Here is an 11,964-nt window from a genome sequence, read left to right as displayed (position 1 = left end):
CCTGCGCGCCCTCGAATGTTGCTCGCCCGATCAAGGGAAAGCCGCAGCGTGTCCGGGTGAAACCCACGCTTGGCACCGATCACAGCAAGACCATGACGCAGTGCAGATTGGCCTTGCACGCCGGCTCGGCTACATTGCAAACGTTTTCCTGGAACACTGGACCGCTGGATGCCCCGCTTCACTCGCCTTGCCCTGAGCTTGTTGCTGCTGACTTCCGCCCCCGCCGCGCTGGCTGCCGCGCCGCTGACCACCCAGGCAGAGCGCAGCGGTTTCATCCAGACCGGCCGCTACGACGAAGTCATTGCACTGTGCGATGCGTTTGCGCAGCGCTACCCGCAGGCGGTGCGTTGCATCCAGTTCGGCACCACGCCCGAGGGCAGGCCGATGAAGGCCTTGATCGTCTCCACCAGTGGCGCACTCGACGCGCAATCGGCCGCGCAACGCAAGCTGCCGGTGGTTTTGGTCCAGGGCGGCATCCATGCCGGCGAGATCGATGGCAAGGATGCGGGCTTTCTGGCCCTGCGCGAGTTGCTCGATGGCAAGGCCGGCCATGGCGTGCTGGACAAGCTGGTGTGGGTGTTCGTGCCGGTATTCAACGTCGATGGGCATGAGCGCTTCGGTGCCTGGAACCGCCCCAACCAGCGCGGTCCCGAACAGATGGGCTGGCGCACCACCGCGCAGAACCTCAATCTCAACCGCGATTACGTCAAGGCCGACGCGCCGGAAATGCAGGCCATGCTGCAACTGGTGCAGCAATGGGACCCGTTGATGTATGTAGACCTGCACGTCACCGACGGCGCCAAGTTCGAGCACGACGTCTCGGTGCAGGTGGAACCGGTGCATGCCGGCGATGCGGGCTTGCAGCGCGATGGCACACGCTGGCGCGACGCAGTGCTCGCCGATCTGAAAAAACAGGGCTCGTTGCCGCTGCCGTACTACCCGTCCTTCGTGCACGAAGACGACCCCAGTTCCGGCTTTGCCGATGATGTGTCGCCGCCACGCTTTTCGCACGGCTATTTCCTGCTACGCAACCGCTTCGGCATGCTGGTGGAAACGCATTCGTGGAAGGATTACCCCACCCGTGTGCGGATCACCCGCAATGCCATCGTCTCGGTGTTGCAGCAGGCCGCACGCCATGGCACGCAGTGGCGCGCCGATGCATTGGCTGCCGATCAGCGCGCCACGCGTTTGGCCGGCACGACCGAACCGTTGAGCTTCGCTGCTAGCCCAGACGCACGCACCGTCGCGTTCCGTGGCTATGCGTATACGCGCACACCGTCGCCGATTTCCGGGGCACTGATGACGCACTACGACGAAAGCAAGCCGCAAGTCTGGAAGGTGCCGCTGCGCGACCAGATCAAGCCCGATGTGGTGGTGGATGCGCCACGCGGCGGCTACCTGGTCCCGCCTGCGCAAGCGGCCTTGGTGGGCGAAAAACTGCGCCTGCATGGCATCCAATTCACGACCATCGGCACTGCGGCGCAGCGGCCGGTGCAAACCTTCCGCGCCGACGCGATCAAGTTCGCAGCACGCTCCAACGAAAGCCACCAGACAGTGGAACTCAGCGGGCAGTGGCGCAATGAAACCCGCAGCGTGCCGGCCGGCTCGTTGTTCGTGCCGATCGCCCAACCCAAGGCGCGCCTGGTGATGGCGATCCTGGAACCGCAGGCGCCGGATTCGCTGCTGCAGTGGGGCTTTTTCAATACCGCGTTCGAGCGCAAGGAATACATGGAAGCCTACGTCGCCGAAGAGGTGGCGCGCGACATGCTCGCCAACGATGCCGCGTTGAAGGCGCAGTTCGAACAGCGCATCGCCAGCGATCCGGACTTTTCCAACAACCCGCAGGCGCGGCTGGAATTTTTTGCCAAGCGCCACGCATCCTGGGATGAGCGCTACCAGCTCTACCCGGTACTCCGCACCGCGCAGACCGACTTCTAGCCGCCTGCCGATTCCTGCACGCGTCGGCGCGGCATCACCGCGCCTTCCAGACGTGGGCACTTAGTGCCCCTCTCATATGTTTTGACCCAGCACCACAAGGATATTCCGTGCCACAGCTCGATATGAAACCGTTTACAGTCCGCAAATACCGTCCACGCCCCCTGGTCCTGGCGGTCGTGATGGGCTTGGGCATCGCCCTGACCGCGCCGCTGGCAGTTGCGCAAGGCGCGCCCGCTTCGCAGCCGTGGATGGACACTGCATTGACCCCGGACCAGCGCGCCGACCGCCTGCTGGCGCAGATGACCGAAGACGAAAAATTCCAGATGCTGCGCAGCTATTTCGGCCTGGGCACCGACAAGATTCCCAAGCCCGAAGGCGCGCTCGGTTCGGCCGGCTACGTTCCCGGTATTGCGCGCCTGGGCATTCCCGCCCAGCAACTGGCCGATGCCGGCGTGGGCGTGACCAACCCCGGCGGCATCCGCAAGGGCGACTACGCCACCGCGATGCCATCCGGACCGTCGACCGCATCGAGCTGGAACAGGCAACTGGCGTATACCGGCGGCAAGACCATGGGGCGCGAATCCTGGCAGCAAGGCTTCAACGTGTTGCTCGCCGGCAGCGTCAACCTGCAGCGCGACCCGCGTAATGGGCGCAATTTCGAATACGCCGGTGAAGACCCGTTGCTGGCCGGCACCATGGTCGGCGAATCGATTCGCGGCGTGCAAAGCGAGCATGTGCTGTCCACGATGAAGCACTTCGCACTCAACGATATGGAAACAAGGCGCAACTTTCATAGCGCGCAGATCGGCGAGCAGGCGATGCACGAATCGGACCTGCTGGCCTTCGAGATTGCGCTGAAGATCGGCGACCCGGCCTCGGTGATGTGTTCGTACAACAAGATCAACGGCACCTATGGTTGCGAGCACGATTACCTGCTCAACCAGGTGCTCAAGCAGGAATGGAAATACCCCGGTTACGTGATGTCCGATTGGGGCGGCGTGCATAGCGGTTCCAAGGCGGCATTGGCCGGGCTGGACCAGCAATCGGCCGGCGAAGTGTTCGACGCGGCGGTGTTTTTCGATACGCCGCTGCGCATGGCGGTGTCTGCCGGCGTGGTGCCGCGCGCGCGCTTCGACGACATGGTCAGGCGCGTGTTGCGTAGCCTGTTCGCGCATGGTGCCTTCGATCACCCGACCCAGCGCCAGCCCATCGACGGCAAGGCCGGTCTGTTGGCTGCGCAACATGTGGCCGAAGAAGGCAGCGTGTTGCTGCGTAACGAGCAAGCCACATTGCCGTTGTCCAAGGACGTGCGTCGCATTGCCGTGATCGGTGGCTACGCCGACAAGGGCGTGATGTCCGGCGGCGGCTCCTCGCGGGTGGACTACACCATCAACGGCGGCAACGCGGTGCCCGGCATCACCCCGACCACTTGGCCCGGCCCGGTGATCATCCACCCATCCTCGCCGCTGCAGGCGCTACGTTCCGCGTTGCCGAATGCGCAAATCGACTATGTAGACGGCACCGACCGCGCCGCTGCCGCACGCGCCGCCAAGGCGGCCGATGTGGCGATCGTGTTCGCCACCCAGTGGGCGGCCGAATCGGTGGATCTGCCGGACATGCGCTTGCCCGACAACCAGGACGCGTTGATCGAAGCGGTGGCCAAAGCCAACCCGAAGACCACCGTGGTGCTGGAAACCAACGGACCGGTGCGCATGCCGTGGGCCGAACGCGTGCCGGCGGTGCTGCAGGCGTGGTATCCGGGCATCGGTGGCGGTGAGGCGATCGCCAACCTGCTGACCGGCGCGGTGAATCCCTCCGGCCACCTGCCGGTGACCTGGCCGGTGGACGAATCGCAGCTGCCGCGTCCGTCGATTCCGGGGCTGGGCTTCAAGCCGGCCAAGCCTGGCGAAGACACCATTGACTACGCCATCGAAGGCGCTAACGTCGGTTACAAGTGGTTCGCCGCGCGCAAGCTGACACCACGCTACCCATTCGGCCACGGCCTGTCGTACACGCAGTTCCGCATGGGCGGGCTGCAGGTGGAGGCAAGCGGCAGCCAGCTCACCGCCAGCTTCGAGGTGGAAAACACCGGCTCGCGCGAAGGCGCCGCCGTGCCGCAGCTCTACGTCACCCTGCCCGACGGCCACGCCACCCCGCTGCGCCTGATCGGCTGGCAGAAGCTCACGCTAAAGCCCGGCGAAAAACGCAGCGTGCAGGTGGTGGCAGAGCCCAGGACCCTGGCCGACTTCGATGCCCAGGCACGTCGCTGGACGATCGCCGCAGGCACGTACCGCGTACAACTGGCGCGCTCGGCGAGCGAGCCGGTGCAAACTGCCCAGGTCACGCTGCAGGCGGCACAGTTGCCGTGAGCGCACGTGGCGCATGCACTAACCCGTGCGTGCGCCACCATCGGGCCGGTTCGGTTGCCAGACTGCGTACGGGCGACGAAAAAATGTGTCGGGTGCGTTGACAGCCTCGCGCGCAGCTTGCACAATTCGCCCCCTGAGTCGCCCAGGTGGCGGAATTGGTAGACGCACTAGCTTCAGGTGCTAGCGGGGGCAACTTCGTGGAGGTTCGAGTCCTCTCCTGGGCACCACGACTCACGGTAGATCGTAAAAAACCTCGCTTCGGCGGGGTTTTTTGCGTTTGGGCGATCGCCTGGGCTGGGCAGCGCGCTGCGCTGATCGACAGTGCGCTGCCGCCTGCTCGGCCATCGGGTCGGGCGCGCTACTGGCAGTCGAAGGATGCGCTCCGCTCGGCTGCGGGCATGGGGTCGCTGCGCAAGGTGCCTGTGCAGGTGCGTGCGTCATCGCTGATGCGCAGGGACACCTGCACTGCCTCACCGTACGCGCAAACCACATAGGTGCCGTGCGGGTCTGCATCATCGAAACGCCAGACCCAGTGCGCCACGCCACGCGGCTGCGCTGCTTCCGCGTTGCGCGGCACCAGTGCGGCACGCTCGCGGGGGTGGCCCGAATACACGCCAATCGACGCTAACCGCAGCGCCTGGTGCGGGTCGACGCCGAGCTGCGCGCCCACCGGCAGGTCCGGGCTCTGCAAGGTGCCATCGGTGATGTGCAACGCGGCCGGGCACTGCAATGTGGGTTCGGCCAAGGCAGGCAAGGCAAGCACCGGTGCGAGAAGCACCGTTATGCACCGCAATGATCCGACGAACGACGTCCCTGGCATGATCGCAAACCCCTCGCGTGCAACTGCACCGTACGAAGCGGCAACATTGCCGCGTTTTGAAACCAGACCGCGCTGCAGACCTGGCCACGCTGGCCTGCAGCGCGTCGCGTGGCTTACTTGCTGCCGGCCATCTGCTCAAGATAATCGGTCAGATAATGCTCGGGATTGATCTGCTCCGACACACCGGCGTCATAGCCGACGCGCGCCGGCTTCGCCGCACCTGGCAGGTACAACTCGCCGCCGCCTTCGTCGAGGATGAGCAGCACATACGGACGGCCTTTCAGCTGAACCGTGTAGCGGGTGTCCTTTTGCGTGGCAGCCGTCGTTGCCAGCAGGATCTTGTCGTCGATCTCGCTGTCGGCACCGGTCACCTGCATCAGCGCCTGATTCTTTTCGCGCGGGCCGTAACGCAAGGTCGACACCTTGACGCCATCGCTGGAGCTATACGCCTTGGCTTGCTTGGCCACCTCCGGACGTGCGGCCGCGGCCTGCGTCTGCGCAACGGCAGCGATGCCAAGGAGTGGAATGAGCAATGTCGTCGCACAGACGCGACGCCATGAGGATCGAAACATCATCGAAGCTTCCTTGTGTGATGAAAAACGCAGGCGGCATGCCCGCGCACGACGCCGCACGTGGCCCTCGCGGAAAAAACAGGACCGCGCTAGCGGCAGCGACGCATGCTACCCCAACCCCTGCGAGATCGCCTGGCGCCTTATCTGCGCAAGCGGCCCATCGCGCGCGCATGAGAGCCGCCCTCACGCTGCCAACCAATGGTGGATTCGGCCGTGTTGACGCCCCGCCCTAAGCTGGTCTGCAGCACCGGCGTTTTCGGTGCGTAGCGCATGGGCAAATGCCCGCATGTCGCCATCCGCCGGCGAGTGCAGCGGAAAGGCGATGCGTGTTTTTCAAGATGGCACCGACGCCAAACGAACGCTGCTCCGGCGTTGCTGGCTGTGTGGTGTCCAGATCGGCAAGCCCATCGACGACGCGAACTAGCGGCTTGCCGTTATGCACCACAGACACCGCCGACGATGCCGTAACGCTCTGGACAGAAGGGCTCAGTGCCCCCCTGCTGCTGCCGCGCTCCCGGCGCCGGCGCCGAACGGCGGCTTTGCCAGCCACAGGAAGAAGATGATCGCCAGGAAGGTCCATCCAAGCAGATAGAAGATGTCGTTGAAGCCCATCTGCGAAGCCTGGTGGTTGATCATGTTATTGAGCGATGCCGCGCCGCGTTGCAGGTCGCCCTGCCCCATCGCGGTCACCTGCTCCTGCATGCCGGGCGTGTACACCGAAATGTGCTCGGTGATGTGCGCGTGGTGCACCTGGGTACGGCGTGCCCACAGGTAGGTCGTCAACGACGCGGCGAAACTCCCGCCCAGCGTGCGCAGGAAAGTGGCCAGGCCCGAACCCGCCGCGATCTCGCGGCCATCCAGATCCGACAACAGAATCTGCAACACCGGCATGAAGAACAATGCCACGCCTACGCCCATCACCAACTGGATCGTGGCCACATGGCCGAAGTCCACCTGCAGGTTGAAATTGGAGCGGAAGAAGCTGGTGAAGGACATGAAGATAAAGGCGATGGTCGCCAGCATGCGCAGGTCGAAGCGCAGCGCGTATTTACCCACGAATGGCGTCATCAGCACCGGCAGGATGCCGATCGGCGCAGTCGCAAGGCCGGCCCAGATCGCGGTGTAACCCATATCGCGCTGCAGCCATTGCGGGATCAGCAGGCTCACGCTGAAGAACGCGGCATATGCGACCACCATCGCCAAGGTGCCGGCGCGGAAATTGCGATGCCGGAACAGCTTGAGATCGACGATGGGATCCTTGTCGGTCAACTCCCAGATCACGAACACCACCAGCGCCACTGCCGCGATGCAGGCCAGCACCACGATCTTGTCGGAAGAGAACCAGTCCTCGTCATTGCCCAGATCCAGCACCAACTGCAGGGCGCCCACGCCAACCACCAGCAGGATCAGGCCGATGTAGTCCATGCGCGGCTTTTCGAGCTGTTCGGGGCGATGCCGCAATTGCGAACCCACGATACTGCTGGCGATCACGCCCAGCGGCACGTTGATCAGGAAGATCCATTCCCAGCTGTAGTTGTCGGTGATCCAGCCGCCGAGAATCGGCCCGGCGATCGGGGCCACCACGGTAATCATCGCCAGCAACGCCAGCGCCTGTCCGCGTTTTTCGCGCGGATAGATCGACACCAGCAGACTCTGGGTGATGGGATACATCGGGCCGGCAACGAATCCTTGCAGCGCGCGCGCCACCACCAGCATGCCCATGCTCTGCGCCAGGCCGCACAGCAGCGAGGCAATGGTGAACGCCAGCGTGGACCACACGAACAACTTGGTTTCGCCAAACCGGCGACTCAACCAACCGGTCAGCGGCAGCGCAATGGCAGTGCTGACGGCGAACGAGGTGATCACCCAGGTAGCCTGCTGCGAACTGGCGCCGAGGTTCCCGGCGATGGTCGGCAGCGAGACGTTGGCGATGGTGGTGTCCAGCACCTGCATGAACGAGGCCATGGCCAGGCCCACGGTGCACAACGCCACGCTGGCCGGGCGAAATCCGGCGGCCGGCGCCGGTGCCGCCGGGCCGCCGGGCGCGGTGGGAGCTTGCGAAGACATGGTGGCTTAGCCCGCCTTGCTGGCAGCCTGCGAGGGCAGGTTGTCCTGGATGATGCGTTGGATGTCGGCGTCGGCAGCCTTGAGCTGCTGCGCATACACGTCGGTGGAAAACACCGCGCCGTTGGCGACCTTGGTCGGCAGCACGCTGCCCTGCTGATCGTGCAGGTTCACATCGACCTTCATCGACAGGCCAATCCGCAGCGGATTGCTGGCCAGCTGCTTGGAATCCACTGCAATGCGCACCGGCACGCGCTGCACGATCTTGATCCAGTTACCGCTGGCGTTTTGCGCCGGCAACAGCGAGAACGCGCTGCCGGTGCCCAGGCCCAGGCTCTGGATACGGCCGGTGTAGCTCACGCCGCCGCCGTACAGATCAGAATGCAGTTCCACCTCCTGGCCCAGGCGCATGTGCTTGAGCTGGGTTTCCTTGAAATTGGCTTCCACCCACACCTGCTCCAGCGGCACCACCGCCATCAACACGCTGCCCGGCTGCACGCGCTGACCCACCTGCGCCGAACGCCGTGCGACATAGCCGGACACCGGCGCCACCACGCCGGTGCGCGCATGGTTCAAATACGCCTGACGCAGCTGTGCGGCGGCGGTCTGTACGTCCGGCTGGTTGGCCACCGCGCTGTCGTCCACCAACGCTCGGTTACGCTCCAAGCTCTCGCGCGAGCCGCTTACGGCCGCTTCGGCGGCGGCCAGTTCGTCGCGGGCATGCGCCAGTTCTTCGTTGGAGATCGCGCCGGTGGCGGCCAGATCCTTACGCCGTGCGAAGTCCGAGCGCGCACTGCGCAGCGTGACTTCGCGAGCGGACAACTCCGCTTGCGCACCTTCCACGGTGCGATACAGACCGCGCACCTGACGCACGGTCTTGGCCAGGTTGGCTTCGGCCTGCTGCAAGGCGACCTCGGTGTCGGCCGGATCCAGCTGCACCAGCAACTGGCCGCGCTCCACACGCATGCCGTCTTCGGCGCCGATGCTGACCACGGTACCGCCCACCATCGGGGTGATCTGCACCTGGTTGCCCTGCACATACGCATCGTCGGTGTCTTCGTGCCAACGGCCGACCAGGAAGTACCACACCACCAGACCGATGATCGCCAGGATCACCACAATGGCCACGATGCGCAGCGCAGCGCGGCGCTTGCTGGGCGCGGCCGGTGCGGGTTGAGGAGAAGTTGAAGTCGTCTGGCTCATCGTCGATGTCTCAGGAATTCGGTTGTGCGGAAGTGGGCGCGGCGTGGGCGGTGTCGCGTGCGGGTTCCGGCGTGAATCCGCCGCCCAGCGCACGCTGCAACCTCACCGAGGCCAGAAGTTGTTGCGACTGCAGCCCGGCCATGCGTTGGCGTGCGAGGAGCAACTGCTCCTGTACGCTGAGCACTTCCAGATAGCTGCCGATGCCGGCGCGGTAACGCTGCTGGGCCAGATCGAAGGCGGCCGTGGCGGTCTGCACGGCATCGTTCTGCGCCTGCGCGCGTTGCTCCAGCGAACGCACGGCGGTGACCTGGTCGGCCACTTCGCGCAGCGCAGCGATCACTTTCTGGTTGTAGTCGGCCACGGCCAGGTCGTATTGCGCGTCGCTGCCGGCCAGATTGGCGCGCAGCTTGCCGCCGTCGAAGATCGGCAGGCTCAGCGCCGGCGCGACCAGCCCGAACACCGAGCCGCTTTCCAGCAGCTTGCCGACATCCGGGTTGATCACACCGCCCAGCGCGGTGAGGTTGAGGCTGGGATAGAAGCGGGTCTTGGCGACTGCGATGTCCTTGTCGGCCGCCTCCACGCGCCAGCGTGCCGCCACCACGTCAGGCCGACGACCCAGCAGGTCGGCCGGCAGCATGCTCGGCAACTGCGTGGCGATGCCCGCGCCGAGTACGGGACGGGCGATGTCCAAACCGCGATCCGGGCCCTGCCCGACCAAGGCCGCCAGCGCGGTGCGGGCTTCGTCGATCTGCTGCTGCGCCGATTGCAGCTGCTGCTGCGCGGCCGGCACGCGCGCTTGCGCCTGGCGCACCTGCAACTCGCTGTCGATGCCGGCGCTGCGGCGTTGCCGGGTCAGCTCCAGGGTCTTCTGCGCACGGCTCAATTCGTCGTTGGCCAGGTCGTGCAGGCTCCACGCGTACGCGAGCTGTGCATAGCCTTCGGCAATCGCAGACGACAGATTCAATCGTGCCGCCTGCGCATCCACTTCGGCCGCATGCGCCTGGTCGACCGCCGCTTCCCACGCGCTGCGCTTGCCGCCCCACAGATCGATGCCGTAGCGGAAATCCAGCACGACCTGCGCGCTGCCGCCGTAGCTGCCGCCGAGCTCTTCGCCGACCATCGATTCAGGTAGCTGCAGGCCGGTGTAGCCGCCGGACGCCGACAGGCTGGGGCCGCGCTCGGCCTGCGCAGTGCCGATACGCGCCTGCGCCTGATGCAGGCGCGCATCCGCCGCAGCGAGGCTGGGACTGTGCTGCAGGCCTTCGGCGATCAGCGCGTCCAGCTGCGCATCGCCCAGCGCGCGCCACCAATCGCTGGCCGGCCACGCGGCCGGACTCAACGTGGTTTGCTGCGCCAGGGTGCGCTCTGCATGCAGCGTGCTCGGATCCAGCACGGCGCCTTGCGGATTCAGCCCGCGGCTGCTGGCGCAGGCGGCCAACGCCAATGCCAGGGCGGTGATAACGAGCGGCCGCGCCAGGCGCATCGAGCGCGGGCGCAGGATCTGGGTCGGGGAACTAGCAGCGTTCATGAGTTGAGTGCATCGCGGACACGGATAAGAAGTGAGGTAAGAAGTTCGCGCTCGGCCGCGGACAGGTCGCGCAGGCCGTGCTCGATGGCGCGTTCGCCGCGCAGGCGCAACCGCTCCCACAGCGCCACGCCTTGCTCGGTCATGACGATCTGCAGCGCGCGCCGGTCTTGCGCATGCGGCTCACGCCGCACCGCGCCCAGCGCTTCAAGCTTGTCGAGCAGGCGGGTCACCGCGCTCGGGGTCTGGTCCAGCGCCAGCGCCAGTTCGTTGGCCGTGCACGGGGAGCGCACCGCCAGGATCTTCAGGCCCACGTAGTGGCTGAAACCGAAATCGGGCAGTTCGCCCTTCATCTCGGCATCGAGCTGGCGCATCAGCGCATCGCGCACCTGACGCAGCAACAGGCCGAACGACGGTGTGGCGGAAGACGAAACATTCATGCCGCACATTTTGTTCCGAAAAATATATTTGTCAACGCAATTATCCCGCCAGGGATTAAACCGCCCGCAAGGATCGCCACCTTACGCGGCGCGTGCGCTGGCTCGGTAATACAATTCGGCCAATGAGTATCGAAAACCCGCCAACCCAGATCGATGCCTTGCCACCAGGCGTACGCGCCAGCTTCGAAAGGGCCGATGGGCCGGTGCTGATCGCGCTTCTGGCGGAGCTGCGCGAGGTGTGGGCGCCGGAAACTGCCTGGCACGCGCATGTCCGCGGCCAGCTGATGTATGTGGAGCATGGCGTGCTCACCGTACATACCGAACAGGGTGCCCTGTCGCTGCCGCCGGGCTGCGCCGGCTGGATGCCGCCCGGGCAGCAGCACACCGTGGAGCTGGCCGGGCCGATGCGCGGGTGGGGCGTGATTGTGCGGCCGGATGCCTGCGCCGCCCTGCCTGCGCAAGGCGGGGTGATCCGGCTGACCGGGCTGGCCCGCGAGGCCATCATGCGGGCCGCCGACTGGCCACTGGATCAGCCGCTGGATGCCGCCCAGCAACGTCTGGCCGCAGTGCTGCTGGACGAGCTATGCCAGGTGCAGATCGACCACCTACACCTGCCGATGCCGGCCGACCGCCGGCTGCTGCGGATCGCCCGCCAGTTGCTCGATACGCCCGCCGACCCGCGCCCGCTCGACGCCTGGGCCGACTGGGGCGGATTGTCGCCGCGCAGCCTGAGCCGGCATTTCCGCGACGAGACCGGCCTGAGTTTTGCGCAGTGGCGGCAGCAGGCACGGCTGACCGAAGGCCTGCGGCGGCTGAGCCAGGGCCACGCGGTGGCGCAGGTTGCCGACCAGCTTGGCTACAGCAGCCCCAGCGCCTTCGTCAGCGTGTTCCATCGCCATTTCGGCGCCCCGCCCACCCGTTATCTGGCCGGCCCGCATGCGCGCGGCTTGGCATCCCCCGCCGCATCCGGATAATCGGCGCTCTTCGAGCCCGCGCCCCGGCGCGGGTTCCTCTTCACGCAGGACCTGGCTTT

The 11,964-nt window shown here is 65.8% G+C and carries 9 protein-coding genes and 1 tRNA gene; 4 read left to right on the top strand and 6 right to left on the bottom strand.

The window, feature by feature from the left end:
- Nucleotides 1-168: 168 nt before the first annotated feature.
- From HLH45_RS12090 to HLH45_RS12080, 3 genes are all read left to right on the top strand, one after another.
- Nucleotides 169-1,938: a M14 family metallopeptidase gene (locus HLH45_RS12090; protein ID WP_008571403.1), complete on the top strand. Its 1,770-nt coding sequence runs from the start codon at nt 169-171 to the stop codon at nt 1,936-1,938.
- Nucleotides 1,939-2,117: 179 nt separating this feature from the next.
- Nucleotides 2,118-4,307 carry a beta-glucosidase family protein gene (locus HLH45_RS12085; protein ID WP_033478464.1) on the top strand — a complete coding sequence of 730 codons (2,190 nt, stop codon included), beginning with the start codon at nt 2,118-2,120 and terminating at the stop codon, nt 4,305-4,307.
- A 140-nt stretch (nt 4,308-4,447) separates the two neighbouring features.
- Nucleotides 4,448-4,534 (top strand) — tRNA-Leu (locus tag HLH45_RS12080).
- A 131-nt stretch (nt 4,535-4,665) separates the two neighbouring features.
- Here the strand turns inward: HLH45_RS12080 and HLH45_RS12075 are convergent.
- The 6 genes from HLH45_RS12075 to HLH45_RS12050 form a co-directional block, all read right to left on the bottom strand.
- Entirely contained in the window at nt 4,666-5,085 is a 420-nt protein-coding gene (locus HLH45_RS12075; protein WP_306460197.1) for an STY0301 family protein, read from the bottom strand.
- Nucleotides 5,086-5,240: 155 nt separating this feature from the next.
- Nucleotides 5,241-5,702, bottom strand: a complete 462-nt coding sequence (locus tag HLH45_RS12070; RefSeq protein WP_011346915.1) for a hypothetical protein — start codon at nt 5,700-5,702, stop codon at nt 5,241-5,243.
- Nucleotides 5,703-6,185: 483 nt separating this feature from the next.
- Nucleotides 6,186-7,766: a DHA2 family efflux MFS transporter permease subunit gene (locus HLH45_RS12065; protein ID WP_014089768.1), complete on the bottom strand. Its 1,581-nt coding sequence runs from the start codon at nt 7,764-7,766 to the stop codon at nt 6,186-6,188.
- A gap of 6 nt (nt 7,767-7,772) precedes the next feature.
- Nucleotides 7,773-8,966, bottom strand: a complete 1,194-nt coding sequence (locus HLH45_RS12060) for an HlyD family secretion protein (protein WP_031421872.1) — start codon at nt 8,964-8,966, stop codon at nt 7,773-7,775.
- A 10-nt stretch (nt 8,967-8,976) separates the two neighbouring features.
- A complete protein-coding gene (locus tag HLH45_RS12055; RefSeq protein ID WP_181388247.1) occupies nt 8,977-10,467 on the bottom strand; it encodes an AdeC/AdeK/OprM family multidrug efflux complex outer membrane factor in 1,491 nt (496 codons plus the stop codon).
- Nucleotides 10,468-10,490: 23 nt separating this feature from the next.
- The gene (locus tag HLH45_RS12050; RefSeq protein WP_014089765.1) at nt 10,491-10,931 is read right to left on the bottom strand and encodes a MarR family winged helix-turn-helix transcriptional regulator; all 441 of its coding nucleotides are present in this window, start codon (nt 10,929-10,931) and stop codon (nt 10,491-10,493) included.
- A gap of 122 nt (nt 10,932-11,053) precedes the next feature.
- Between HLH45_RS12050 and HLH45_RS12045 the strand changes: the two genes are divergently transcribed.
- Nucleotides 11,054-11,905, top strand: a complete 852-nt coding sequence (locus tag HLH45_RS12045; RefSeq protein ID WP_008573880.1) for an AraC family transcriptional regulator — start codon at nt 11,054-11,056, stop codon at nt 11,903-11,905.
- The last annotated feature ends 59 nt before the right edge of the window (nt 11,906-11,964 follow it).

The organism is Xanthomonas euvesicatoria (assembly GCF_013112235.1).
In the GTDB taxonomy this organism is placed as follows: domain Bacteria; phylum Pseudomonadota; class Gammaproteobacteria; order Xanthomonadales; family Xanthomonadaceae; genus Xanthomonas; species Xanthomonas euvesicatoria.
This window is presented reverse-complemented; position numbering and strand designations above follow the sequence as displayed.

Excerpts from the sequence above, each read along its gene's own strand:
- HLH45_RS12070 (WP_011346915.1), bottom strand. The coding sequence starts at position 5,702 with ATGATGTTTCGATCCTCATGGCGTCGCGTCTGTGCGACGACATTGCTC.
- HLH45_RS12090 (WP_008571403.1), top strand. The coding sequence starts at position 169 with ATGCCCCGCTTCACTCGCCTTGCCCTGAGCTTGTTGCTGCTGACTTCC.
- HLH45_RS12065 (WP_014089768.1), bottom strand. The coding sequence starts at position 7,766 with ATGTCTTCGCAAGCTCCCACCGCGCCCGGCGGCCCGGCGGCACCGGCG.
- HLH45_RS12060 (WP_031421872.1), bottom strand. The coding sequence starts at position 8,966 with ATGAGCCAGACGACTTCAACTTCTCCTCAACCCGCACCGGCCGCGCCC.
- HLH45_RS12050 (WP_014089765.1), bottom strand. The coding sequence starts at position 10,931 with ATGAATGTTTCGTCTTCCGCCACACCGTCGTTCGGCCTGTTGCTGCGT.
- HLH45_RS12085 (WP_033478464.1), top strand. The coding sequence starts at position 2,118 with ATGGGCTTGGGCATCGCCCTGACCGCGCCGCTGGCAGTTGCGCAAGGC.
- HLH45_RS12045 (WP_008573880.1), top strand. The coding sequence starts at position 11,054 with ATGAGTATCGAAAACCCGCCAACCCAGATCGATGCCTTGCCACCAGGC.